Here is a 26325-nt window from a genome sequence, read left to right as displayed (position 1 = left end):
AAGTGTGAAGTGTGAAGTGTGAAAAAATTAAGAAATACGACTAAATTATCATATATTCCTTATAAAGAAAACTTCATTTTCCGGGATCTTTTCAATTATTCTACAAATTCTAATAATCCGATGTTCTAATAGGGTTGATGTGATTATTTAAATAAACACAAATTCTCTAACTAATTATTAATCAAATATTAGCGATTTAAAATTGTTAGGTGTTTAGGCCTAATTCTGGTTAAAGAATTTTACTAAATAGATATATCTTACTAATAATGCAATGAGCAAAGGAATCAAACCTATTGCAAAGACTTGTACTCCGATAACCCAATGTGATGTGAGTAAACAAAGCATTATAATTAGAAATTTTAAATACTTTTTAAACCAGGTTTTAACTTCTGATTTTAACACTTGGGCGATTACCAAAATGTTAAGTGGAAATGCCCATAAGAGATTATAATTTTGAGCTGTAGCGGAATGGTCTGTAGCAAACCATAATAGCAAAATAAGGATGCCAATAAGACCTGTTGTACTAAAAAGAATCAAGTCTAACCACTTATGTCTTGTTTCGTTTTTGTAATCCTTGTATGTAATATACAGTATAATAAGCGCTAACAAACCAATTATAACCAATGGACTCCATAAGATGTTTGAAGCGAGGTTGGTTTCATTCTTCTCATATAATACAGATGAACTTGTTATTAGATTTTCCGAAGTATTTATTTTTGCGGTTTCAAAAAATGCATGAATGTACTTCGGTAAAAACATAAACTCTCTTTGAGAGGCTTGTTTATCTATAACCGATCCCAAAGCAATATCAATCCCAAAGCTTCCCCACGTATTTAAACCAACCTGTTCATGTATAAGTTCTCTAAATGTTTTTGATTCAAGATTCTGAGGAGCAATAAATTCTATTTTACTTTTCGTTGTTGTTTGTGCAACATCTCTAATTCTTGTAGCACAATTATCATAGAAAAAGTCGTATAAATACCGTCTGTTTTCAGGCTTGTAATTGTTTTCTAAATAGTTGAATAAATTCTGTTTCTCTTCAGCTGATAGGTTTAAAACTTGCTCTTCAATAGTACGATTACTCTTCGTATAGGCGTAATAAAAGGCATTAAAATTATGTCGACTAATGAGGTAATTGAGTTTGCCTTGTGCAAATTTTAAATAAAAATTAGGAGCATCAAAATCATATTCCCCGTAGCCATAAACGACGTCTATCCCTAAATTTGTATCTTTTATTCTGAATCCATTATGACCAAAAGCATCATTTAAAGACTCGCCTGGGCCAATGGTTAATACCGATATTTTTGCGTTGTCAGAAAGTTGAAATTGTTGTGCAAATGTTGAAATAATCGTAAATAGGAAAATAAATGAGAACAACTTTAATTTCATAAGTATAACTATCTAAAGACGCTAAAGTCTATTTTTAATGAAAACACATTTGAATATAATGCTGCGCTTTGGTCTCCGATATCGGTAAACGCATAATCTATTTGAATGCCTCGATATTTAAAGCCCACACCGAAATTTGGTTGAAATGTGAGTTGCTCGGAATCATCAATTTGAAGTTCGTTTTGAAAATTACCTACTCCAGCTCTTAAAAACACTAAATCGGTATACCCAAATTCAAAGCCTAAAGCCGGATTAATACTTGCAAAAGACGTAGAAATAATATCATTATTTTCGGCAAAACGCATATTTAGATTTGCGGCGGCCAATAAGGCATAATCATAGTTGAAAATCCATTTTTTAGACATTCCAATTTCTAATTTAGGAATGGTGATTTCCGTAGTTTCTGGTAATTCTTGATTTTCACCATCAACGGCTCCGCTGATGTCTTCAAATTTTTCTTCATCAATTGACCAAGCATTATATGTAGTTGTAATATCTCTGGCCATGATACCAAACTTCCAATTATTTTTGCTTTCAAATTGAATTCCTGCATCGAAACCAAAACCCCAAGAAGAAGCAAAATCACCTATAATTCGTCGTATAATTTTGGCATTCACTCCAAAATTTAAACCATCTAAAGGTAGCTTTCTAGCATATGAAAACGTAAGACCATAATCAGCTGTAGAAAAAGAGCTTATTCTGTCGTAATTAATATTCCCTTGATCATCTATTAATTGTGTCGTGTCTAAAATGTCATCGACTCCAAATCGAATGAGTGATAAACCTACTGCGCTTTTATTATCTAAAGGCATCGCATAGGCAATGTAGTTATAGTTGGCAATGTTAGCAAAATAACTAGAATGCATTAATGCCAACTCATTATCTTCAAGATGTACCAATCCTGCTGGATTCCAATAACCAGAATTTACATCGTCAGTTTGTGATACTACAGCATTACTCATACCCAGAGCAGCTGCATCAACACCAATATTCATAAATTCATTAGAATATTTTCGCGTTGTTTGAGCAGAAACCGTAAGTGTAGCAAGTGTCAATACCAAACTAAACACATTATGTCGCATATAAATCGTTTCTTTTTAGCTTATTTTTTATTAAAAATTGTTATCGTAACAAAGGCTATGCTAAGAATTTGTAATTTCAATTAATCTAAAAATAATTCAATTTCTTTATACGATATTAGTCGTTCAATTTGGGATAAGAGAATTACATAGTAACTTTTCAATAGCAAAAATTTTTTACAAAGATGCACATTATTTTTCTATATATTTAACTGATAATTATTGTTCTTATTGTTTTATTTTAAAGCAATTCAGAAAAATAGTGAGATTGGACGCAAATACTTTTATATTTTTACAAAAAATATATTTATGAGTTTTAAAAGGCACATTCCTAATATTGTTACGCTTCTCAACTTGTTTTCGGGTTGTATTGCTGTAATATTTGCTGTCAATGGTCACTTTATTGCAGCTGCTATTTTTGTGTTTTTAGGAGTGTTTTTCGATTTTTTTGATGGTCTTTTGGCACGGAAGCTAAATGTTCAAAGCCCATTGGGTATCCAATTAGATTCTTTGGCGGATTTAGTTACGAGTGGAGTAGTGCCCGGCATTATAATGTTTCAACTGATTTCTGAAGCTACAAATTCGCCAAAACTAGGAGTGAACTCTAATACTTGGAATTCTGTATTTCATTGGGAAGATTTTCAACTGCCATTGCTACCTTTAATTGGTTTATTGATCACTTTAGCATCGGCATATCGTTTGGCAAAATTTAATATAGATGAAGATCAGCAGACCTACTTTAAAGGTTTACCAGTACCAGCAAATACGTTGGTTATCTTATCATTACCATTAATTTTAGAATATCAGAATAATGATTTTATGAATTCTATAATTTATAACCAATGGTTTTTAATCGGTTTAACGTTTTTGAGCTGTTATCTGTTAAATTCGAATATCAAATTATTTGCTTTAAAATTTAAAACTTGGGGATTTCAGGATAATGCGGTACGTTATATATTTCTATTGCTGAGTTTGGTGCTTTTAATTGTACTTCATTTTGCAGCAATCCCACTTGTTATTGGGTTGTATATTGTACTTTCTTTAGTTACACAATCTAAAATTTAATTTCACTCAAACTTAAAGATAATCAATGGCTTCAGGATTTTTTGCATTACTCGATGATATAGCGGCTATAATGGATGACGTTGCTGCAATGACTAAAATCACGACTAAAAAAACAGCAGGTATTTTAGGTGATGATTTGGCTGTGAATGCTGAAAAAGCGTCCGGGTTTGTGTCTTCCCGTGAAATACCAGTATTATGGGCTATCACTAAGGGATCCATGCTCAATAAGCTCATTATATTGCCATTAGCATTTTTATTAAGTGCGTTTATACCAATGGCTATAATAGTAATATTAATTCTTGGAGGTCTATATTTGGCCTATGAAGGGGCTGAAAAAATTTATGAGTTTTTTGTGCCGCATCCCAAAGAAGTGACGGCCAAACTTAAAAAAGAATTTACAGAAGAAGAACTTTTAGATTTAGAAAAAGCAAAGATTAAGTCAGCTGTGGTTACGGATTTTATCCTCTCGGTTGAAATCGTTATTATCGCTTTAGGTAGTGTTGTTAATGAACCTCTTGTAACTCAGATTATAGTGGTTTCTATTGTGGCATTGATTGCTACCGTAGGAGTCTATGGTATCGTCGCTTTAATTGTTAGGATGGATGATTTGGGTTTAAGATTCATAAGTAAGAGTAATGGAGAAAGTGGATTCTTATTTGGTTTAGGAACGTTATTAGTTAAAGCGTTGCCTGTTGTAATTAGAAGTTTATCTGTTATCGGAACCATTGCATTATTATTAGTGGCAGGTGGTATTTTTGTTCATAACATAGAATTTATGCATCATTTCTTAGAGCAGATTCCTTCAATTTTACGTGATTTTATAGTTGGACTAGTGGCTGGTGCTGTTTGTTTACTGTTAGTCAATGGTGTGAAGTTAATACTTCCTAAAAAAGAAGGTAAGCATTAAAGGATTTTGGTGTAAGTGGATTCCTGCCTTCGCAGGAATGACAAACGAATTAGAGCTTAGTTGACGGTAAGTGGATTTCTGTTTTATAGGAATGATAATAAAAAATGATGAACGTGTTAAAATTCTAACTTCTTCTTACGTAACTCAAAATTTTGACCCAAATACACTTTGCGTACCATTTCGTCACTCGCTAATTCTTCAGGTTTACCAGCTTTAAGGATGGTACCCTCAAACATTAAATACGTTCTATCCGTAATCGCTAACGTTTCTTGTACGTTGTGGTCGGTAATAAGAATACCGATATTCTTTTTGGTCAACTTAGCAATAATACGTTGAATATCTTCAACAGCCACAGGATCGACTCCCGCAAAAGGTTCATCTAACAATATGAAGTTTGGGTCGGTTGCTAACGCTCTAGCAATTTCCGTTCTACGTCGCTCACCACCAGAAAGTAAGTCGCCTCTATTGGTTCTAATGTGGCCTAAACCAAATTCTTCGATAAGTGATTCCATTTTGTTGTGCTGTTCTTTCTTACTTAATTTTGTAAGTTGTAACACGCTTAAAATATTATCCTCTATGCTTAATTTTCTAAATACAGATGCTTCTTGGGCTAAATAACCAATACCGTTTTGAGCACGTTTGTACATTGGGAATTTGGTAATGTTAGTGTCATCTAAATAGATATTACCTCCATTAGGTTTAATAATCCCAACAATCATGTAAAACGATGTGGTTTTACCAGCTCCATTAGGGCCTAGTAAACCAACAATCTCTCCCTGATTAACTTCCAAAGAGACATCCTTTACTACTTTTCGTCCACTGTAGGACTTCATTAAATTTTCTGCTCGTAACTTCATATTTCGTATAACAACGTTAAATTTAATAAAATCATATAGATTCTATTGACTTTGGTTGTCAATTTATTAAAAGTTTAACCTTGTGAGTTGTGCGCTTCTATAGCATCCCAGTACTCGTGTGCACGACGTAAATGTGGGATAACAATAGTACCACCTACCAACGTGGCAATGCCAAGGGCTTCACTGATTTCTCCTTTGGTCAACCCTTCCTTATAAGATGACTCTAAGTGATACTTGACACAATCATCGCATCGTAAAACAGTCGAAGCCACCAAACCTAGCAGTTCTTTAGTCTTTTTATCTAAAGCTCCTTCTTGAAAGGCATTAGTATCGAGATTAAAAATACGTTTTACAATTTTATTATTATCGGCTAATATTTTATCATTCATTTTAGCGCGATAGTCATTGAATTCTTTTACAATATTAGACATAATTTAGGGCTTAACTTTTAGATTTTTTGTTTTCTCTTGCTTCTTTTCGCTTTTGATTTCTTACTACAATAGCCGAAATATAAATACTAGCTTGATACAATATTAATATAGGAATGGCTACGATAATTTGACTCGCAATATCAGGCGGAGTTATAATAGCAGACAATATAAGGACTATAACTAAAGCGTATTTTCTATATTTTCTTAAAAATTGTGGGGTAACTAACCCAACCTTCGTTAAAAAATAGATGACTATTGGTAATTCGAAAACTAATCCTGCAGCTAAAGATGATGATCTCACAATAGAATTATAAGAACTTAAATCAAATGCATTTGAAACTTCTTCTGCAAAGGTGTAGTTGGTTAAAAAATTTAATGATAACGGAGTAATGACATAATATCCAAAAGCGACTCCTAAAAAGAATAGAAAGGAAGCTATTAATATAAATCCTCTCGAATTTCTACGTTCTCTAGGTTGTAGTCCTGGACTTATAAAACTCCATAATTGATATAAGACATAAGGAAATGCGATAACTAATCCGGCATAAATGGATGTCCAGATATGTGCAGAGAACTGACCTCCAACCGATCTGACTTCAATTACAAAAGGCAGTTCATTGGCGCAAAATGACATATCCATGCCAAAAAATTTAGACATTTCACAAAGTGCAACATATGTTGGGAAATCCATGTGCTTTGGAGCCATGATAATCCCAACAATAAAATCTTTAAAGATAAAAGCTAAAGTCGCGGCAATCACAATACTAAGGACTGCTCTAATTAAATGCCATCTTAATTCTTCGAGATGATCTAAAAAAGACATCTCATCTACATTCTTTTTCGCCATTATATAATGCCTTCTTTTATTAAATCGTGAAGATGAACTACTCCAGAATACTTACCGTCATGCTCCACCAGTAATTGAGAAATACCAAATTCTTCCATAACTTCCTTAGCATCCACAGCCATGGCGTCTTCCGAAATACGTCTCGGATTGGTACTCATTATGTCCTTTGCTTTTAGAGTCATAAAATCATCACTTTTGCTCAGCATACGTCTTAAATCTCCATCTGTAATAATACCTACAATTTGTTCATTATCTAGGACAGCTGTTACACCTAACATCTTTTCTGTAATCTCTACAATTACTTCTTTTAAGGAGGTTTCTAAACTGACTTGTGGTTTTTGATTTTGAGACGATAAATCATTTACTCTTAAATAGAGACGTTTGCCAAGTGCTCCTCCTGGATGGTACTTCGCGAAATCTTTACTAGAAAATCCTCGTAATTCTAATAAACAAACCGCTAAAGCATCTCCCATCACTAATTGTGCTGTAGTACTTGTTGTTGGTGCTAAATTATTCGGACACGCCTCATGTGTTACAAAAGTGTTCAAAACATAATCAGCTTGCTGACCTAAAAACGACTCAATATTGCCGGTAATTGCAATCATTTTATTTTTTGCGTTCTTAATAAGTGGTACTAAAACTTTTATTTCTGGAGTATTTCCACTTTTAGAAATGCAAATTACAACGTCGTTTTCTAGAATTAATCCAAGGTCTCCATGGATGGCATCTGCAGCGTGCATAAAAACCGCTGGAGTGCCAGTTGAATTTAAAGTAGCAACGATTTTGTTAGCAATAATAGCACTTTTGCCAATTCCTGTGATAATAACTCTACCTTTAGAATTATAGATTAACTCTACAGCATTTGCAAAATCATCAGTCAGTAATTCAGACAAATGTTCTATGGCTTTGCTTTCTATTTTTATGGTAGATGTTGCTGTTTTTAAAATGGATTGCTTAGTGTTCAAAACTTATTTTTTATTGAGTTTTCAAAGTTTAAAGAAATTGTTATCTTTAAACTTGTTGCAAATGTATATAAAATACCAATAGGGATTAATGAGTATTGCAGAAATTGACTTACACTCCGCATTAAAAAAGTACTTTGGATTTTCAGAATTCAAGGGCCTTCAAGAAGAAGTAATAAAGAACGTCGTAGCAGGTAATAACACTTTTGTTATTATGCCAACAGGTGGCGGAAAATCTTTATGTTATCAACTACCAGCGTTAATTGCTGAAGGTACTGCTATTGTAGTATCTCCACTTATTGCACTGATGAAGAACCAAGTAGATGCCATAAGGGCCGTGTCTGAACACGAAGGTGTGGCACACGTACTAAATTCTTCTTTAAATAAGACGGAAGTAAAACGGGTAAAAGATGATATAACAAACGGCATAACAAAACTGCTTTATGTCGCTCCAGAATCATTAACTAAAGAAGAGTATGTTGACTTTTTAAGAACCGTCAAAATTTCTTTTATGGCTGTAGATGAAGCCCATTGTATTAGTGAATGGGGACATGATTTTAGACCAGAATATAGGAATCTTAGGACGATTATTAAGCGAATTGGTGACGATATTCCTATTGTTGGACTTACAGCAACGGCAACTCCTAAAGTTCAAGAGGATATTTTGAAGAGTTTAGGGATGCCGAATGCGGTGACTTTTAAAGCGTCTTTTAATAGACCTAATTTATATTATGAAGTACGTCCAAAAACTAAAAATGTAGATGCCGATATTATTCGTTTTGTAAAACAGAATGAAGGTAAGTCCGGTATTATATATTGTCTAAGTCGGAAACGTGTTGAAGGTTTGGCACAAGTGCTTCAAGTCAACGGAATTAAAGCAGTGCCATATCATGCAGGTTTAGATGCTAAAACCCGAGTAAAACATCAAGATATGTTCTTAATGGAAGATACGGATGTTGTGGTGGCTACTATTGCGTTTGGTATGGGTATTGACAAACCCGATGTACGTTTTGTAATTCATCATGATATTCCTAAGAGTATCGAAAGTTATTATCAAGAAACGGGTCGTGCAGGACGAGATGGAGGTGAAGGACACTGTTTAGCCTACTATGCTTATAAGGATATCGAAAAACTCGAAAAATTTATGGCAGGTAAACCTGTTGCTGAACAAGAAATAGGACATGCTTTACTACAAGAAGTGGTGGCTTTTTCTGAAACTTCGGTGTCTAGACGTAAATTTATCCTTCATTATTTTGGAGAAGAATTCGATAATGAAACAGGTGAAGGTGGAGATATGGACGATAATGTTCGGTTTCCTAAAAAACAAGTAGAAGCGAAAGACGATGTTAAGATTCTTTTAGAAACCGTAAGTAAAACCAACGAAAAGTATAAAGCAAAAGATTTAGTGCAAGTACTTGTTGGAAATTCTAATGCGCTGATTACGTCTCACAAAACAGATTTGCAAAATTTCTTTGGTGTCGGTAAACATAAGGAACCACGTTATTGGATGGCTTTAGTTCGTCAAGTGTTGGTTGCGCGTTACCTAAAGAAAGATATTGAAACCTATGGTGTTTTAAGGTTAAGTGAAACAGGAAAGGAATTTATTAAACAACCAACATCCTTTATGATGGCAGAAGACCATGTGTTTGATGAAGATTCAAATGATGGTATTGTAACAAATGCAAAAGGAGGAGGAGCTGTTGCCGATGAGAAGTTAATGGGAATGCTTAAAGACTTGCGTAAGCGTAATGCTAAGAAGTTAGGCGTGCCTCCATTCGTGATTTTTCAAGATCCTTCATTAGAAGATATGTCATTAAAATATCCTATTACTATTGAGGAATTAACGAATGTTCATGGAGTAGGTGAAAGTAAGGCTAAAAAATACGGAAAGGACTTTGTTGGTCTTATCTCGGATTATGTCACTGATAATGATATATTACGACCAGAAGATATGGTAGTGAAATCTACCGGGACTAATTCTGCCATAAAACTATACATTATTCAGAATGTCGATCGGAAGTTACCATTAGATGATATTGCCTCGTCCAAAGGTATGGATATGTCTAAGTTTATAAAAGAAATGGAGGCTATCGTATTTTCTGGTACCAAATTGAATATCAATTACTGGATTGATGAGATTTTGGATGAAGATCAACAGGAAGAAATCCATGAGTATTTTATGGAATCTGAAAGTGATAAAATAAATGATGCTATTGAGGAATTCGACGGTGATTATGATGATGAAGAATTACGATTGTATCGTATTAAGTTTATGAGTGAAGTGGCTAATTAGTTTTTAGTTGGTAGTGAGCATTGAGAAATGGTCACTGGTCAGTAGTCAATACCTTTCTCAATGATATAATTTTAGGGCGAAAGTTCTTAATTTAATAATTTTGTATCGAGAATACCTTTGTTTAAAAGTCCTCGATACAAAATTAAAATTTTCATTACGTTTCAATTTTAATTCCACTCGAACTGACGAACTATTTTATTCCTCCTCCTCAGTAGCTTCAATTACAACATATTTACTAAATAGAATATCGTGCTTTTTAACCTTTAATTGAATACTACTAAGCCTTGCACTTTCTAATTTTTTTACTTCGCTTTCTTCAATCTGAAAATCAATCTTAGTGATGTTTCTACCTTTAATATCTGAGCTTTCAGATTCAAATTCTGGCATATCAGCTTCAAGTTTTAACTTGAAATTATCACCAATAAAAAAAAGTTGTGCTCCGTTTTTACACTTAACATTAAGTTGACCAACAATAACGGTTTGAAAAAAGAAATAACCTCCCAATTCATTTAAACCAGCAAAAAGCACATTGTGATCAGAAACACCAAATGGTTTGTTTTCAACATCATTAATAATGGCTTCTATTGAGTCACCAGAGCTAGATTGTGATTTAGAACCAAAGAATTTAGATAAAAATGCCATGACTAATTTTTTTTCAAAACTAAGAAAAAAAATAAACCTCAAAATTAAAATCTCAAATTCCAATAATTTGGTTCTCTGTTACATAATTAAAAGGGGTTGATTATGGAGATTTTTAATCTTAGTGTAACTCTGTGTAATAACTTCCAACGTCACGCTTCAAACTTCCAAATCAGTTCACTATCTTTGCACTCTTAAACAAAATAAAACACAATGCAAGACGGTATATACGCAAAATTCACTACTTCAAAAGGTGAAATCTTAGTAAATTTAGAGTTTGAAAAGGCTCCAGGAACAGTTGGTAACTTTGTAGCTTTAGCAGAAGGTAATTTAGAAAATTCAGCAAAGCCACAAGGTACTCCATATTATGATGGTTTAAAATTTCATAGAGTTATTCCAGATTTTATGATTCAAGGAGGTTGTCCACAAGGTACAGGAACAGGAAATCCAGGTTATAAATTTGATGATGAATTTCATCCAGATTTAAAACACAGCGGTCCTGGAGTTTTAGCTATGGCAAACTCTGGTCCTGGCACTAACGGAAGTCAGTTTTATATCACCCATATTGCAACAGATTGGTTAGATAATAAACATACGGTTTTTGGAAACGTAGTAGAAGGACAAGATGTTGTAGATGCTATTGCGCAAGGTGATAAAATTGAAAGTTTGGAAATTATTAGACAAGGTGATGCTGCTGAAAATTTTAATGCTATAGAAGCCTTTAGAACTTTTGAAGGATCTCGTGAAAAACGAATCGCTGCTGAACGTGAAGCTGCAAGAGCGGAACTAGATAAATTAGCGGTTGGATTTGATGAAACAGCATCTGGGGTACGTTACCAAATCATTCAAAAAGGAGATGGTAAAAAAGCAGAAAAAGGGAATACAGTATCTGTACATTATAAAGGACAGTTAGCTGACGGAACAGTTTTCGATTCGTCATATAAAAGAAACTCACCATTAGATTTTCAAGTTGGAGTTGGTCAGGTAATTGCAGGTTGGGATGAAGGTATTTGTCTTTTAAATGTAGGAGATAAAGCACGTTTAGTAATTCCTAGTGATTTAGGTTATGGTGCTGCAGGTGCTGGTGGAGTCATTCCTCCAAACGCTACTTTAGTATTTGATGTAGAGTTAATGAATGTAAAATAAATATACTTTATTAGGTATTTACCTATTTAAATAGAACAAGAAAGCCTCCCTAAATGTGAGGCTTTTTTTTGTGAGATTAAATTGATAACACAATTTATTAAAAGTTAAGGTATTTTTCTTAGAGCTTCAACTGCCACATTGGTTATTCTTAACATACTTTAAAGGTATTCCGTTGGGTTTTAAAATTGAGATTTAATGCGAAGTTTACTTCAATACAATTCTCAAAATCGATTTATCTCGCTATTATAAAAATTGATTTTTAACAGTTATTATTGTCAATATTATTTAATTTTATGGAAACTCAAAAAAACAATTTATGAAACAACTATTACTCAATTTATTTACAATCATCGGTGTTTTCGGTTTGGTTGGTGCACAAGGTTTTACCACACCAGATATAGGTGGCACGTATACTTTAGACGACTTAGTCGTAGCAAGTCCGACTACCATTTCGGTAAATGGAACTACATATACTTTGCAAGAAGATTTGACAATTTCTACATCAGATACTTTTAATATTAGTGATGATGTTACCTTAGAAATTGGAGAGGATATTAGAATTACCATTTACGGAACTTTTAACGTGGATGCAGACAATGCCGTTTTTACAGCTATAGATCCTGCTGCACCGTACGATGGCTTTCGATTTGAAGAATTTTCAGATATTACCATTCAAAATGCAACGATACAATATGGAGGAGGTTTACGTGTTTTAACAGAAACGTGTACTATTGATAACTGTTTAATTACCAATAATGTTGCTGGTGTTTCTACAGGAGGTGCAATTGGACTCTCAAGAGGAATGCCTCAAATTACTAATAACACCATAACTTTTAATGAAACTACAGCAATTGGTTCTGGCGCTACAAATACGGTTTCTCCTTATATTTTTAATAATTATATTGAAGGAAATAACCAAGAGAATTCCAATCGTCCTCAAATTAATTTAGGACCGACTTTAGTTGATAATCCAACACAAATTATTCAGAATACTATAAAAGGAGATCGCACGTTAACATCTGTAGGTGGTATTTCCGTTTCTGATTTATTAAGTACAGGAGGTGTGAATGCGGTAATTGATGATAATATTATAAGTGATAATCGTTATGGTATTGCAATACAGAGTAACAATGTTTCTGCATATATAAGAAATAATGTGATTGAAGACAATGACTCACAAGGAAATGCTGGTCTTGGTGGAAGTGGAATTAATTTAGTTGCATCTGTAGAAGGTAATGTCGTTGTAGCTAGTGGAAATGAAATTCGTAGAAATTTATGGGGAATTACACTTCAGGGAGAATCAATGATTAACTTGGGTGATAATGCCGATAATATTGGGCAGAATGTGTTTTCTGAAAATGGTAATGGAGGTGTGGTTTATGCACTTTATAACAACACCGACAATCCAGTTTCGGCTATGCATAATTGCTGGGATGAAACGGATACACCAAATACAGTGGCAGACGCAGAAGCCGTAATTGTACATGAAAATGATGTAGCATCTTTGGGATTGGTAACGTTTGATCCTGTAGATTGCGGATTTTTAAGTGTTGATGAATTGGCTTTACATAGTATAACGATATATCCGAACCCTACGGATGGAGAATTCAATTTGGATAACAATAGTCTATTTAAAGAATTGAATGTTTATAGCATTGAAGGTAAATTAATTATGCAAAAAACACTTCAAATAGGCGCGAATACGTTGCGCCTTGATTTAAGTACCGGAATGTATCTGTTAGAATTGAATGGAGAAACTTCAAGAACAATTAAAAAACTTGTCGTTAAATAGCGTCGTTTCTATATAATACTGAAAAGCTCCAACGAATAGGTTGGAGCTTTTTTTTAAATTCTAATAATTTAAACTTCACTATTCTTAGAGGATTGCCTGTTGTTTTACAGAACCACTTTCAATAATTCTCCGTACTTGTCCCCAAAACGTGGTTAAAGAATTCGATGAATTATCTGAAAGTTTTGAAAGTAATAATAAGTTATTTACAAATTGGACTACGAATTGATCTTCTGGTTTATGATAAGCCATATTCCAATCCGTAAAAGATCTCGTGTCAACACTATTTTGATAAAGTAGCATAATATTATGATGGCGTTTATCTCCTTTAATTTTTTTATAAACTTCGAGGACATCTTTTTTCTCTCCTTCAAGGATTTGAACAAAACTATCATTATGGTAAATGAGACATCCTGTGATATTTCTTTCTCCATTTATTGAAGTGGCTTCTTCAAGAATATTTTCTAAATCTTTAGGAGAAAGTCCAGAAATTGATTGAGAATGGTAATTTAATTGATACATAATTCTAGTTATAATAATATAGACGTACTGATAATAGTTATTTCTTTTGAGTTAAAACCAAGCTCAACTGTTTCCCAAATATAGCAGTTATACCAGCGGCTAAACCACCAATTAGACCTGTGACTAACATTAAAACATACGGATTACCACCTAAAGGTAAAAGTACAGCTATGCGTTTGGCTAAAGTGAAATCGTTTCCACTACTTAAAAAATAACTCAATACAAACCAAAACAAAAGTATGGCTAAAAAAGGGATAAAAAACACGGCTATTCGTTTTAATGGAATAAATAAAGCCGTCGCTACAGCTGCAACCATTATAGACCACCAAGGCAGAAATAATGAGAGTATATAAGCGCATATAATTGTAACTATAAAATTTATGATATTCTTAGTCATTAGTTCTTAGGTGTTAGGGTTTGTGTGCCAATAATAGCGTCGGTTGCAGTATTGCTTTGTAAAAAATTAAGCTCGTGATATTCACCTGCTGCCCAATCGTCAATAAAATTATCGTAATATTTACTACCAGGATTTCCAGATTGTCCACCAGGATAAATCCCTAAAGCGGTTGGAGGGGAAGTCATTTCTACAATCATTCTCCAAGACGGTCCGTGATCTTCAGACGTTGCATTTACAATGCTTCGGTCACCACCAATCGGAATATCAAAAACTGAAAATGCAGGTAAACCTTGTAGTAAATGATCTGCATGAGTTGCTTTATATTTAAGCCAAGTGTAATCTCCTTTTTCCTCCTTAATTTCTATAAGTCGTTCAGCGGCTGATTTAAAGGCTAATAAAAATAGATCTTTTGCAGTTTCTGTTTCAGGTGTATCCTTGATATCCATAAAATCATCATCACCCTTATTTTTAAGTAAGTAAATGGTTTGGTAGGTATAAGGTGTGTCCAACAGTGTATCGTCATCATCCATTTCATCCCAGACTAAATTGTAAAGCTTACCATACCACTGTCTAAAAATACTTGGGCCAACTTCATCAATGTCATTATTAAACTTCCAAGCTTTTATTTCATTATATATGGCTTTTTCTTCTTTTGTTAAACTTGAAACATCCATGTGTTCTAACATATAAGGGACTATTTCAGCAGCTTTTAAATTGTAATTGTTGTTATGTAAATCTTTAAAATCTTGAATACTGAATTTGTCTTTAGTATTAAAATAATCATTAATTACACGATTCCTATACGTTTCATAACCATCATTGAATACATAATAGGGATAGGTTTCGTCTACGGGATGCTGATTTGCAGAGCTCACAAAACCACGTTCTGGATTTTTAGTATAGGCATTGAATTCTTGTGCAATAAAACTCTGCCAATCGTTTTCAGATTTACTACCGTCCATTACAAATTTCCCTTGACCTTCCCATTTATTAGGAAATAAGCCTTGTACCCAAATAGCAATATCACCTTCGGTTGAAGCAAAAACAAAATTTTGAGCTGGTGCTACCCAATGTTCTAGGGCTTTGGTATAATCATCATAATTTTTGGCTTTATTCATCTCCGTGAAGGTTTTCTGACCATTACTAGGAATATGACCTGTCCACTGCATTGCGTAACCCGATAATTCATTATCAGATTTAAAATTCTTATCATACACCACTGGACCATGATGGGTGTATACCACAGAATCCTTGTAAGTTTCCTTTCCTTTAATCTTTATCTCTTCGACTCTTACAGAAACATCCTTCCATTCGTTGTCAAACTTGTATTGCGTTCTATTGTCATTAAATTCAATTTTATACCAATCAATAACATCTCTCGTGGCATTGGTTTCTCCCCATGCAATATGTTGATTAAATCCTGAAATAACAGCCAGTGCACCTGGAAGCGTAGCTCCAAAAGTATTATGGTTAGGAGTACTGAGTTGCATCACAAACCAAATAGAAGGTAGGTTTAAACCTAAGTGTGGATCGTTAGCCAAAATCGGATGACCTGAATATGATTTTTCACCAGAAACGGCCCAATTATTACTACCATTATCAGGATTGGGTTGATCAATCGTCTCAGGAACGGCCTCTAAAATAGTATCGGTAAGAGATGCTGGACGCGGTGTTTGTGGAACATTAATATAGCTCCAATCGGTTGCTTTAGGAATTATAGGATCTGTTACATCAAAGAAATCAGGGAATAATAAATCGAATTGATCCTTTCCAAATACTCGTAGCGCATTTGTGTTTTCCATGTCTTCATCTCCTCCTGCCAGCATTTTAGTCATGTACATTAATAATAATGCTGTTTTCTTAGGTGTCCAAGCTTCAGGTTTATAATCGAGTAACTTATATTCAACAGGTAAATCTTTAGACTCTAATTGATTGATGTAGCTATTCACTCCATCTGCATAAGCCTGAACAAAAGTTGATGTTTTTTCATCTTCAGCCATTTTTTTTAAGGTTTGCTCAGCGCCATAACCCATACCCCGTCTGCGTTCTTGTCTGTCATAATTAAGTGCTCCTTCTCCAATAATTTCAGATAAGCGACCAGCGGCTGCATAGGTCTGGAATTCCATTTGCCATAATCTATGCTTTGCCGTAAGATAGCCTTGTGCTCGGTAAAGATCGATTTCATTTTGTGCGAATACATGTGGGATTAATTCGGCATCATAATGTACTGTAACTTTATCTTTTAAATCAGGAATTGAAACCTCGCCTGTGATGGATTCGTCGGTTTCATTTTGCCAAACTCCAGTATATGGATTTAAGAATTTACCGATGGGTGGAATAGACCCGAACTTAGTGTTTAATGCATAAAAAATGCCTATCGTTAGTACGAAGGATAGAATTAGTTTAAAATACGTCATGAAGTTGAGTTATAGAGAATTTAAAAATAGGAAAATAATTGGTATAGTAAGATATGAAACTGAACTTAATATCAGTAATGCAGAATGTAAATGGGTTACTTTTAAATTACACGAAGATTTACAGAGGTTGTACAGAGGTGCGCAGAGAGAAAGACGAAAAAAAGAAATTTTAATTTCATTTTAAAAAGAAAAACTATTTTTTTAAGAGTTAAGAGTTAACGAAGCACCAACTTCTTAACGACTTCTTTTCTTAACGATTCATTAAGCATTTTTATAATTTTTTCTGTGCCGTAACTCAATTCTTCTCTAAGCACACTAGAACTGAGTTGAACATAGAGTGTATCGTGTTTAAGCTCAATTGCGGAGGTGTAATTGTTAACACCATTTCCCATTAAATTGGCCCATGCTTCACGTACTTCTACTTTGTCTAAACCAGACTGTAAATTGTTGGTTTGTACAAACTCTTTTAGAATGTCTTGAATGGGTTGATTATCGTTGTTTCGTTTTGCCATTGTAATTTCCTTAATTATTCTAAATCTAATTGAATAGGAGTGTAACGTTTATAAAGATACACATTTTTATCGTCGTTAATAAGTTGTAACTCTTCTGGTGTTGCTTCCATTACGGTTTCTGACCAATTGGCGTAAGGTGTTTTATAATATATTTTTAATTGGTTGTTTTCCACTTTTAAGTGAATAGCTTCAGCATCATCTGATGTAAAATAGGTGTCATTTAAGCCTGGTTTTAGTTTTTTTCTGAATCCTTTTAAACTATCATTGATGCTGATATAGTCAATTGTTTCGCTAAATTGATAGGCTTTTTTACTGCCATCAGCCATTGTTACTTCTTCAATTTCCCAATAGCCTTCTATATGTTGAATGTAGGTTTCTGGGTTTTCAGAACAACTAATTAGAACGAGGCCAAGGAGCCATAAATAGTTTTTCATAATTTAAACATTTTATAGGATTGATGCGTTTGTTTTATCACATCTTCAGTACGTTCTGCATGGGTGTCACTGATAAAAATTTGTCCAAAATGTTCATCATCTACTAAATTGATGATTTGTGAGACTCGGTTTTCATCTAACTTATCAAAGATGTCATCTAACAATAGAATAGGAGAAACACCACTTTGTTGTTTTATAAAATCAAATTGCGCCAACTTTAACGCAATTAAAAAGGACTTTTGCTGACCTTGACTTCCGAATTTTTTTATCGGAAAATCATCAATCAAAAACACTAAATCATCTTTGTGTGTTCCAACACTAGTATATTGTAAAGCTTTGTCCTTATTAATAGTTTTGTTTAGTAAATCTTTTAATTCAGAATCAAACAAATCGCTTTTATACGTTAAATCGATAGCTTCTTTACTCTGACTAATAGCCTCGTAGCGTGATTTAAAAATGGGAATAAAGGTCTTTAGAAACGTATCTCGTTTTCTAAATATTTCGGTACCGTAAGTATGAAGTTGTTCGTTATAGATAGCAAGTGTATCGGCATTAAACGTATTATTTAATGCAAAGTATTTTAATAAGGCATTACGTTGTGATAAAACCTTATTATAATTAATGAGTTCCGTTAAATAGCTTTTATCACTTTGCGAAATGACACTGTCAATAAATTTGCGTCGTGTATCACTACCTTCAATAATTAAATCGCGATCTGCAGGAGAAATTATAACCAATGGAATAAACCCAATATGCTCACTAAACTTTTCGTAAGCTTTACTATTACGTTTTATGACTTTTTTTTGACCTCGTTTTAAAGAGACTATGATTTTTTCGGTACGTTCATTTTTAGTGAAATTACCATCTACTACAAAAAACTCAGCATTGTGGTTGATATTTTGAACAGCAATAGGATTAAAATAACTTTTACCAAAAGCCAAATGATAAATGGCATCTAAAGCATTCGTTTTTCCGATACCATTGGCCCCAACAAAACAGTTGATTTTGACGTCGAAATCAAAAACCTGACTTTCAAAATTTTTATAATTAACTAAAGATAGTGTGTTTAGATTCATGAAAAGATAGCATTATGCCTAATTTTACTGATGTAACAAAGCATTTTGAGCTTGTAATTAATAATTCAAAAATAACAAATAAATAGGCTTTTAAATCCCAATAAAAATTTTATTTTTGCGGACGCACAAAATGACAAGTTATGGCAACGTATAAGAAAAGAGGCTACAAACCTAAGACAGTAAAAGAGAAGGAAGAGGTTTTTGAAGAAGAATCAACAACAGCAGAGGTGTTTAACACTTTAGATGAAGGTGCTTCGAGAACAGAGGAATGGGCTGTTAAAAATCAAAAATACATTTTAGGTGTTGTGGGAGCTATAGCTTTAATAGTTTTAGCCTATTTAGGTTATAATAAGTTAGTAGCAGAGCCACAACAAAAAGAGGCTATGAATGAAATGTACATAGCTAAAAAGTATTTTGATGATGCTGTTAGTGGTGTATCTTCAGATTCACTTTACAGAATGTCTTTAGATGGCGGAGAAGGTAAATACGGAATGCTAGATATTATTAATGAGTATGGAGGAAGTCCTGCTGCTAATTTAGCAAACTATTATGCTGGTATGGCATATTTGAATTTAAAAGATTATCAAAATGCTGTTGAGCATTTAGGGAATTTCTCTAGTGATGATAAAATGTTGAATCCTATCGCTAAAGGTGGTATCGGTGATGCATTTGTGCAGTTAGATCAAAAATCAGATGCTTTAGGATATTACGAACAAGCGTTTAAGGCTAACGTAAATGACTTTACAACTCCATTATACTTAATGAAAGCAGCACGTGTGGCTATCGATTTAGGAGAGAATACAAAAGCTTTAGAGTATTTAAAGCGTATAAAATCTGAATTTTCTGCTTCAACTGAAGCAAAAACGGCAGATGTTTTAATTGGAAAAGTAGAAGCAAGCTTATAGTATATGGCTACTGTAAATCATAATTTATCGGCTTACGATAAAGCAACAATCCCAAACGCGAAAGATTTTCGGTTTGGGATTGTTGTTTCAGAATGGAATGACAAAATTACCGAAGGCTTATGGAAAGGTGCTTTTGATGCGCTTTTAGATTGTGGTGCTATTAAGCAAAACATTGTGCGTTGGAATGTACCTGGTGCATTTGAATTAACCTATGGTGCGGCCAGAATGAGTAAAAGTATTTATGCTGATTCTGGGATGTTAGATGCTATTATTGTTATTGGTTGTGTGATTCAAGGTGAAACAAAACATTTCGATTTTGTTTGCGAAGGGGTAACTCAAGGGATTAAAGATCTTAATGTAAAAGGAGATATTCCGGTTATTTTCTGTGTACTTACCGATAATACAGAGCAGCAGTCTATTGATCGTTCTGGTGGAATTCACGGAAATAAAGGTACTGAAGCAGCTATTGCTGCGATTAAAATGGCAGCTTTACGTAAGGAAACTGCTTAAGTATTCAGTTCTCAGTCCTCAGTTGGCAGTCACATCGCCTAAAATGATACATACTGACCTTTTGTTGTAAACTAAAATTTCATTTTGCACACTGCACACTGCCAACCAACTCTGGCATCCTTTTTGTTCATAATTTTAAGGAATCCTTAAGGGACATTTTCTAGTATTTTCAGTAACTTTGATTAAATCCAAAAGCTATGTTTTCAACATTTTTCAAACAAAACAAAAACAAACGGTATAATTATACTCCTCGCTATTATGATGAGCGAAAAGAGCGTATGGATAATTTGAAAAAAAAGCATGGTCTTATAGAGGATGATGGTGATGGCAAACGATTTCATAGAACTAATTTTAGAGATGAGTGGAACCAAAATAGTAAGATTCAGAGTGATAAAAACACGCGAATTCGACTATTAGTAATCGTTGCTTTTCTATTATTAGCAGCGTATGTTACATTGAGTTATATTGATATTTCAGCCTATTTGTAATGTCAGATATTATTCAACTTTTACCAGACCATGTTGCTAATCAAATCGCAGCAGGTGAGGTCGTTCAGCGTCCGGCATCAGTAGTTAAAGAACTATTAGAAAATGCCATTGATGCTAATGCTACAGAAATTAAACTCATTATTAAAGATGCTGGTAAAACCTTAGTGCAAGTTATTGATAATGGTAAAGGCATGAGTGTTACTGATGCACGATTGAGTTTTGAACGTCATGCCACATCAAAAATTAAAGCTGCTGAAGATTTATTTCAACTGAATACCAAAGGGTTTAGAGGTGAAGCATTAGCGAGTATTGCGGCCATTGCCCATGTTGAACTAAAAACAAAACAAGATGAAGACGATTTAGGGACTGCCATTGTTATAGAAGGCAGTGAGGTGAAATCTCAGGAAGTTTCCGTAACTCCAACAGGAACTTCGGTTGCTGTGAAGCATCTATTTTTTAATATTCCAGCAAGACGTAATTTCTTAAAGTCAGATACTGTAGAGTTACGTCATATTACCGATGAATTTCATCGTGTAGCGTTAGCACATCCTAATATCGCTTTTGCTTTTTATCATAATGGAAGTGACTTATTTAATGTGCCTCAAGAAAATTATAGACAACGCGTAGTGCATATTTTTGGAACTAAAACGAATGAAAAATTAGTTCCAGTTGAAGAGGAAACTGAAGTTTTAAAAATTTCAGGATTTGTAGGTAAACCTACATTCTCAAAGAAAACCAAATCCGAACAATTCTTTTTTGTAAATCAGCGTTTTATAAAGAGTCCTTATTTGAATCATGCTATAAAATCAGCATTTGAAGGCTTATTAAAAGATGGGTATCATCCAAGTTATTTTTTAAATCTTACGGTCGATCCAAAATCGATAGATATTAATATTCATCCTACTAAAACTGAAATTAAGTTTGATGATGAGCACACACTTTATGCAATTTTGCGTTCTGCTGTAAAACATAGTTTAGGGCAATTTAATATTGCTCCTGTTTTAGATTTTGAACAACAGAGTAGCTTTAACACACCTTATGATTACAAGGATAAAAAAGCTTCCACACCAGCCATTGAGGTAGATCGTAGTTTTAATCCGTTTGCTGAAGATTCAGGTGTTAAGCAAAAAAGTACAAGTCATAATACGGGTTTCAAATCGGCTCCTACGTCGTCATGGGAAAGCTTATATGTTGGTTTAGAATCTAAAGGAAATAATTCACCTTCTGATTTTAGTCAGGTGACTTTTGAAAGTGAATCGAAAAATGAATCTATTTTTAGTGATTCGTCTATTGAAACCACGAAAACGACCTTTCAATTACAGCAAAAATATATTGTGAGTACCTTAAAATCTGGGATGTTAGTTATTGATCAGAATAGAGCGCACCAGCGTATTTTGTACGAAAACTTTTTGAAACATATCACTATTAAGGAAGCTACGAGTCAGCAATTATTATTTCCATTAGAATTGCATTACACTCCTAATGAAACTAAAATTATCGCGGATCTTAAAGCTGATTTAGAGCATACCGGTTTTGTGTTTTCAGAATTGAATACTAAGGAAATAACAATCACAGGAGTTCCGGTTGGAGTTCCAGAAAGTGAAGTGTCTATTATTTTAGAACAATTAATTAGCGATGTCGAAAATGATGTGCCAGACACTAATTTTAGTGCTACTGATTTATTAGCTAAATCTATGGCGAAGAGTTTGGCTATTAAAAATGGTCAATCGTTAAATAGTACCGAACAAGAGCATATGGTAAATAGTTTGTTTGCCTGTAAGGAACCCAATGTATCACCAACTAATCGACCTACATTTATAACGATGGCAGTTGATGATATAGAAAAAAAATTCATGTAGACTATGAGATTTAATATAACAGATGCCGTAAAGCACTTAATCATTATTAATGTTGTAATGTTCATTGGGACCGTTGCATTGGGTGATGGTAAATTATTTTATAGTTTGTTTTCAATGTTTTTTCCAACAAACGATTTGTTTCAACCTTGGCAAGTTGTGACGCATATGTTTATGCATGGAAGTCCAACGCATCTTTTGTTTAATATGTTTGCTCTATGGATGTTTGGAACTCCTGTTGAGCAGCGTCTAGGGACAAAAAAGTTTCTGTTTGTCTATTTCTCTGCAGGTTTTGGTGCCTTACTATTTCAATTAGGTTATTATTATATTGATTATTTATCCGCGATGCAAAGTATTGCTGATTTAAGTTTAAGTAAGGAATTATTGCATGAAATAATGAATATCGATGCCACTTCAGGTGATTATATTAAAAGTGAAATTCTTTATCAAAAAATGATTCCACTCTTGAACGATGCTAATTTTACGACTGATATTTCTGGCGATAATTTTAAAGTGTTATTTGATTTAAATGTTCTTAATAGGAGTACAATGGTTGGGGCTTCGGGTTGTATCATGGGACTATTGGCCGCTTTTGGTATGATGAATCCTAATGCAGAATTAATGATGATTTTCTTGCCAATACCGATTAAAGCAAAGTACTTTATTCCTGGAATTATACTATTAGATGTTATTTCGGCAATAACAGGAACCTCGTTCTTCAGTCCAAGTAATACTGCCTATATGGCGCATGTTGGAGGGGCAGTTATAGGCTTCTTAATTATGTGGTATTGGAAGAAAAATGACATGAATAAATTCCGTTGGAACTAATTATGAGTACAGTTAACGATTTAAAATACAAGTTTAGAAACCTCGACGCTTTTGGTAAAATCATTGCCATTAATGTGGTGGTGTTCATCATTGGTTTGATATTTAAATCCTTATTGCGATTTAATCTCTTTGCTTATTTTGAATTACCATCAGGCATCATGGATTTTCTGTTTCAACCCTGGTCTTTAATAACCTATGGTTTTCTGCATAATGGATTATTTCATTTGGCGTTCAATATGCTATTTCTCTATTATCTATCTCGAATGACCACCAATCTATTTCGTCAAAAAATGGTTTTGAACATTTATTTCTTGGGAATTATTTTTGGTGGCTTAGCATACTTAGCGTTTGAAAATCTCATTCCAATCAGTTCTTATGGTGTCAATGGAAGTTTGGTAGGAGCATCGGCTGGTGTTTCTGCATTATTGCTTTTTGTGGCGGCTTATATGCCAAATACGGAAATTCGATTATTCAATGCCTTTAATGTAAAATGGAAACATATTGCCATGGTAATTGTTGGTTTGGATTTGTTTAGACTTATGCTTGGACTTAATCAAGGTGGTTATATAGCACACTTTGGTGGTTATCTTTTAGGGTACATTTATGCCACAAAACTTCTTAAAGGTACCGACATTGGAACTGGTTTTGAACGTTCGATGGATACTGTAATGAGTTGGTTTAAACCAAAATCTAATTTAAAAACGGTATATCGTAAACCGGAAAAAAAGACATACGCAGGGAAGACTAAAGATGAATTTAATACGTTCAATAATCAGAAAAAAATAGATTTAATTCTAGATAAAATCAGTAAAAGTGGCTACGAAAGTCTAACCGCTGAAGAAAAGGAATTTCTATTTAAAACAGGAAAGTAATAATACAGTCTTTATTATCTTGATAAATTAATATGAAAGGTTTAAAATTAGGAAGTAAAATAATATTTGTTATCAATTCGTTGGTAGCATTTTTATTGCTTACATCTTATATATTGCCTTATATCCCACCTAAAAATTTTGCCTCCTTATCTGTATTAAGTTTAGGTGTGCCATTACTTATTTTACTTAACGTCGTCTTTTTAATTTATTGGTTACTTCGCTTAAAAAAGCAAATGCTTCTGTCATTGGTAGTGTTGCTATTAGGTTGGAATCATATTAATTCCATGTATAAGTTTTCATCGTCTGCCGAAATTAAAGATGAGGCTAATTTTTCGGTGATGTCATTTAATGTGAGGTTGTTTAATAAGTATGATTGGTTAAAGAATAAAAGCGTAAAAGACAGTATCATTAATTTTGTAAAAAATGAACAACCCGATGTTTTATGTCTTCAAGAATACCCTAGGAGTGAACAAGTAAAATTTGAAGGTTATAATAATTTTAATGCTACTTATAATAAAGGTATAAGAGGTGGTCAGGCAATTTACTCTAAATTCCCAATTGTTAATTCGGGTTCGTTAGAATTTCCTAATACTAATAACAACGCTATATTTATAGATATCGTTAAACAAAAAGACACCTTAAGAATTTATACGTTTCATTTACAATCTTCAGGTATTGAGACGGACGTAGAGAAATTAAAAAAGGAAACCTCTAGTCATTTGTTTAAGCAAGTTGGTGCCACATTCAAAGCACAACAAGACCAAGTAGAATTATTTTTAGCTCACAAATCAAAGTCTAATTATAAAACTATTGTAACTGGTGATTTCAATAATACAGCCTATTCTTATATTTATAGAATGGTGAAAGGTGAGGATTTAAAAGATACGTTTGAAGATGCTGGAAATGGCTTTGGTAGAACTTTTGATTTTAAATTTTTCCCGATGCGTATCGATTTTATTTTGGCTGATGAAGATTTTACGGTGAATAGCTTTAAAACTTTTGATGTAAAACTATCTGACCATTACCCTATAAAAACAACGCTGAGTTTACCCTAATTACATTAGCCCACAATCTGCTATATCTGCAATAATGTGAATGATTAAACCCATACCAATTAATCGTGTTTTTTTAGGAATTAGTAGGACTAAATAAACCACAATAGCATAATAGGTGTGGAGTGGATGAAAATTGATACTACAACGGTTAGGGTCAAAAATAGGATTGGCTAATAAATGATCTAAATCAATTAACATTCCTAAGATCATAATACCATACGCTTTAAGCCAATAGCTCTTGTAAAATATTAAGGCAACAACTAGTGGTAAACCGAAATGTATACCATAATGGATTGATGACTGAAGCATTCTGTTTTATCTATTAATACGACTTAACTGTCTATTTATTTTTCAAGTCGTAATTTCTATTTTTTTAAATACAACGCCGTATTAGGCCCTTCATTAAACAAAAGGTCTAAAATACTAAGATTAGAAATAAAACCATGTTTCTCAGTAAACACTTGAGTGTAAGTTTCAAAAGGTTGAACTACAGCATTCCGCTTTACTAAATTTCTAAAATCAGTTTTATCTACTAGCTCTTTTTCAAAACGTACTGTTTTAATAGGATGAATGTCTAGTTGAAGACTGTTCAAGAGCACTTCTATACATCTCAAATTTAAATCTAAGATATAATCGAAACGTTCTTCAAAAAGTGGCATTAAGTCATCTATATAAAATTCGAAGAAAGGCGACATACTATAAGCTGATTGCAACGACTTTAAATGAAGAAGTTGCCACTGTTCTTCGTTAGCAATTTTGACATCTTTATAAAGCTGCCTGTTTTTCTGAGTGTAAGTCACAGGAACGGTTAAAGCCAATTTTCCATTTGCCCCATAAATTTCTGAACGGTTTCTGTAGGATTGTTTTTGGTAATTGTCAGAGACTTCGAGATGTATGGCATCCGAATTTATAATCGCCCAAAAATGTGCCAAATTTGGAAAATATGTAGGATAAATAAGGCTATTCATATCTGTAAAACCGAAAGATTTAATTTTATTGAGACGAGTTTTGAAATATTAAATGAGATTTAATTAAATATATCGTCATCT

General features: G+C 33.5%; 27 protein-coding genes. 12 read left to right on the top strand and 15 right to left on the bottom strand.

Annotated elements, in window-relative coordinates; translation table 11 throughout:
* Nucleotides 1–219: 219 nt before the first annotated feature.
* Together KO515_RS14965 and KO515_RS14960 are read right to left on the bottom strand one after the other, a co-directional pair.
* Entirely contained in the window at nucleotides 220–1389 is a 1170-nt protein-coding gene (locus KO515_RS14965) for a lipoprotein N-acyltransferase Lnb domain-containing protein (RefSeq protein ID WP_215937147.1), read from the bottom strand.
* Between the two features lie 8 nt (nucleotides 1390–1397).
* Nucleotides 1398–2471 carry a PorV/PorQ family protein gene (locus tag KO515_RS14960; RefSeq protein WP_215937146.1) on the bottom strand — a complete coding sequence of 358 codons (1074 nt, stop codon included), beginning with the start codon at nucleotides 2469–2471 and terminating at the stop codon, nucleotides 1398–1400.
* Nucleotides 2472–2777: 306 nt separating this feature from the next.
* Here KO515_RS14960 and KO515_RS14955 point away from each other — a divergent pair, with 306 nt between their 5' ends.
* Nucleotides 2778–3533, top strand: coding sequence for a CDP-alcohol phosphatidyltransferase family protein (locus KO515_RS14955; protein ID WP_215937145.1), 756 nt, complete (start codon nucleotides 2778–2780; stop codon nucleotides 3531–3533).
* 25 nt (nucleotides 3534–3558) lie between these two features.
* Nucleotides 3559–4440 (top strand): DUF808 domain-containing protein, encoded by an 882-nt coding sequence (locus KO515_RS14950; protein WP_215937144.1) that lies wholly within the window; start codon nucleotides 3559–3561, stop codon nucleotides 4438–4440.
* 116 nt (nucleotides 4441–4556) lie between these two features.
* Here KO515_RS14950 and lptB read toward each other — a convergent pair whose 3' ends face one another.
* The 4 genes from lptB to KO515_RS14930 all read right to left on the bottom strand — a co-directional run bounded on the left by lptB (nucleotide 4557) and on the right by KO515_RS14930 (nucleotide 7540).
* On the bottom strand, nucleotides 4557–5297 hold the full coding sequence (gene lptB / locus KO515_RS14945) for an LPS export ABC transporter ATP-binding protein (RefSeq protein ID WP_215937143.1): 741 nt from the start codon (nucleotides 5295–5297) through the stop codon (nucleotides 4557–4559).
* Nucleotides 5298–5371: 74 nt separating this feature from the next.
* On the bottom strand, nucleotides 5372–5728 hold the full coding sequence (locus tag KO515_RS14940) for a carboxymuconolactone decarboxylase family protein (RefSeq protein WP_215937142.1): 357 nt from the start codon (nucleotides 5726–5728) through the stop codon (nucleotides 5372–5374).
* Nucleotides 5729–5738: 10 nt separating this feature from the next.
* Nucleotides 5739–6575, bottom strand: coding sequence for a twin-arginine translocase subunit TatC (gene tatC / locus KO515_RS14935; RefSeq protein ID WP_215937141.1), 837 nt, complete (start codon nucleotides 6573–6575; stop codon nucleotides 5739–5741).
* The gene (locus KO515_RS14930) at nucleotides 6575–7540 is read right to left on the bottom strand and encodes a KpsF/GutQ family sugar-phosphate isomerase (protein WP_215937140.1); all 966 of its coding nucleotides are present in this window, start codon (nucleotides 7538–7540) and stop codon (nucleotides 6575–6577) included. The genes tatC and KO515_RS14930 overlap by 1 nt, the downstream gene beginning before the upstream one ends.
* An 88-nt stretch (nucleotides 7541–7628) precedes the next feature.
* On the opposite strand from KO515_RS14930, the gene KO515_RS14925 reads away from it, so the two are divergent.
* Entirely contained in the window at nucleotides 7629–9830 is a 2202-nt protein-coding gene (locus tag KO515_RS14925; RefSeq protein WP_215937139.1) for a RecQ family ATP-dependent DNA helicase, read from the top strand.
* Nucleotides 9831–10025: 195 nt separating this feature from the next.
* Here the strand turns inward: KO515_RS14925 and KO515_RS14920 are convergent, their stop codons facing one another.
* Entirely contained in the window at nucleotides 10026–10472 is a 447-nt protein-coding gene (locus tag KO515_RS14920) for a hypothetical protein (RefSeq protein ID WP_215937138.1), read from the bottom strand.
* A 210-nt stretch (nucleotides 10473–10682) separates the two neighbouring features.
* On the opposite strand from KO515_RS14920, the gene KO515_RS14915 reads away from it, so the two are divergent.
* Together KO515_RS14915 and KO515_RS14910 are read left to right on the top strand one after the other, a co-directional pair.
* Nucleotides 10683–11615 carry a peptidylprolyl isomerase gene (locus tag KO515_RS14915; RefSeq protein ID WP_215937137.1) on the top strand — a complete coding sequence of 311 codons (933 nt, stop codon included), beginning with the start codon at nucleotides 10683–10685 and terminating at the stop codon, nucleotides 11613–11615.
* 316 nt (nucleotides 11616–11931) lie between these two features.
* On the top strand, nucleotides 11932–13407 hold the full coding sequence (locus KO515_RS14910) for a T9SS type A sorting domain-containing protein (RefSeq protein WP_215937136.1): 1476 nt from the start codon (nucleotides 11932–11934) through the stop codon (nucleotides 13405–13407).
* Between the two features lie 84 nt (nucleotides 13408–13491).
* Here KO515_RS14910 and KO515_RS14905 read toward each other — a convergent pair whose 3' ends face one another.
* The 6 genes from KO515_RS14905 to recF all read right to left on the bottom strand — a co-directional run bounded on the left by KO515_RS14905 (nucleotide 13492) and on the right by recF (nucleotide 18762).
* Nucleotides 13492–13926 (bottom strand): BLUF domain-containing protein, encoded by a 435-nt coding sequence (locus KO515_RS14905; RefSeq protein ID WP_215937135.1) that lies wholly within the window; start codon nucleotides 13924–13926, stop codon nucleotides 13492–13494.
* Between the two features lie 37 nt (nucleotides 13927–13963).
* Complete coding sequence (locus tag KO515_RS14900; protein ID WP_215937134.1) at nucleotides 13964–14323, bottom strand: hypothetical protein; 360 nt, start codon at nucleotides 14321–14323, stop codon at nucleotides 13964–13966.
* On the bottom strand, nucleotides 14323–16740 hold the full coding sequence (locus tag KO515_RS14895) for a penicillin acylase family protein (RefSeq protein WP_215937133.1): 2418 nt from the start codon (nucleotides 16738–16740) through the stop codon (nucleotides 14323–14325). Before KO515_RS14895 ends, KO515_RS14900 begins: the two co-directional genes overlap by 1 nt.
* Nucleotides 16741–16955: 215 nt before the next feature.
* Nucleotides 16956–17252 carry a DUF721 domain-containing protein gene (locus KO515_RS14890; RefSeq protein ID WP_215937132.1) on the bottom strand — a complete coding sequence of 99 codons (297 nt, stop codon included), beginning with the start codon at nucleotides 17250–17252 and terminating at the stop codon, nucleotides 16956–16958.
* 14 nt (nucleotides 17253–17266) lie between these two features.
* Nucleotides 17267–17686, bottom strand: coding sequence for a lipocalin family protein (locus KO515_RS14885; protein ID WP_215937131.1), 420 nt, complete (start codon nucleotides 17684–17686; stop codon nucleotides 17267–17269).
* On the bottom strand, nucleotides 17683–18762 hold the full coding sequence (gene recF / locus KO515_RS14880) for a DNA replication/repair protein RecF (RefSeq protein ID WP_215937130.1): 1080 nt from the start codon (nucleotides 18760–18762) through the stop codon (nucleotides 17683–17685). The genes KO515_RS14885 and recF overlap by 4 nt, the downstream gene beginning before the upstream one ends.
* 140 nt (nucleotides 18763–18902) lie before the next feature.
* Between recF and KO515_RS14875 the strand changes: the two genes are divergently transcribed.
* The 7 genes from KO515_RS14875 to KO515_RS14845 all read left to right on the top strand — a co-directional run bounded on the left by KO515_RS14875 (nucleotide 18903) and on the right by KO515_RS14845 (nucleotide 25276).
* A complete protein-coding gene (locus tag KO515_RS14875; protein ID WP_215937129.1) occupies nucleotides 18903–19667 on the top strand; it encodes a tetratricopeptide repeat protein in 765 nt (254 codons plus the stop codon).
* A 3-nt stretch (nucleotides 19668–19670) separates the two neighbouring features.
* Nucleotides 19671–20177 carry a 6,7-dimethyl-8-ribityllumazine synthase gene (ribH, locus tag KO515_RS14870; protein ID WP_215937128.1) on the top strand — a complete coding sequence of 169 codons (507 nt, stop codon included), beginning with the start codon at nucleotides 19671–19673 and terminating at the stop codon, nucleotides 20175–20177.
* Nucleotides 20178–20374: 197 nt separating this feature from the next.
* Complete coding sequence (locus KO515_RS14865) at nucleotides 20375–20665, top strand: hypothetical protein (protein WP_215937127.1); 291 nt, start codon at nucleotides 20375–20377, stop codon at nucleotides 20663–20665.
* On the top strand, nucleotides 20665–22524 hold the full coding sequence (gene mutL, locus KO515_RS14860; RefSeq protein ID WP_215937126.1) for a DNA mismatch repair endonuclease MutL: 1860 nt from the start codon (nucleotides 20665–20667) through the stop codon (nucleotides 22522–22524). Before KO515_RS14865 ends, mutL begins: the two co-directional genes overlap by 1 nt.
* A 3-nt stretch (nucleotides 22525–22527) precedes the next feature.
* Nucleotides 22528–23349 (top strand): rhomboid family intramembrane serine protease, encoded by an 822-nt coding sequence (locus KO515_RS14855; RefSeq protein ID WP_215937125.1) that lies wholly within the window; start codon nucleotides 22528–22530, stop codon nucleotides 23347–23349.
* A 2-nt stretch (nucleotides 23350–23351) separates the two neighbouring features.
* On the top strand, nucleotides 23352–24221 hold the full coding sequence (locus tag KO515_RS14850; RefSeq protein WP_215937124.1) for a rhomboid family protein: 870 nt from the start codon (nucleotides 23352–23354) through the stop codon (nucleotides 24219–24221).
* Nucleotides 24222–24253: 32 nt separating this feature from the next.
* Nucleotides 24254–25276, top strand: a complete 1023-nt coding sequence (locus tag KO515_RS14845) for an endonuclease/exonuclease/phosphatase family protein (RefSeq protein WP_215937123.1) — start codon at nucleotides 24254–24256, stop codon at nucleotides 25274–25276.
* On the opposite strand, the gene KO515_RS14840 is transcribed toward KO515_RS14845, so the two are convergent.
* Nucleotides 25277–25585 carry a DUF6122 family protein gene (locus KO515_RS14840; protein WP_215937122.1) on the bottom strand — a complete coding sequence of 103 codons (309 nt, stop codon included), beginning with the start codon at nucleotides 25583–25585 and terminating at the stop codon, nucleotides 25277–25279.
* A gap of 56 nt (nucleotides 25586–25641) precedes the next feature.
* Nucleotides 25642–26244, bottom strand: a complete 603-nt coding sequence (locus KO515_RS14835) for a WbqC family protein (protein WP_215937121.1) — start codon at nucleotides 26242–26244, stop codon at nucleotides 25642–25644.
* Nucleotides 26245–26325: the final 81 nt, after the last annotated feature.

The organism is Winogradskyella psychrotolerans (assembly GCF_018860545.1).
In the GTDB taxonomy this organism is placed as follows: Bacteria; Bacteroidota; Bacteroidia; order Flavobacteriales; family Flavobacteriaceae; genus Winogradskyella; species Winogradskyella psychrotolerans_A.
Note: the sequence above shows the minus strand (reverse complement) of the source record. Positions and strands in the feature narration are given on the sequence as shown.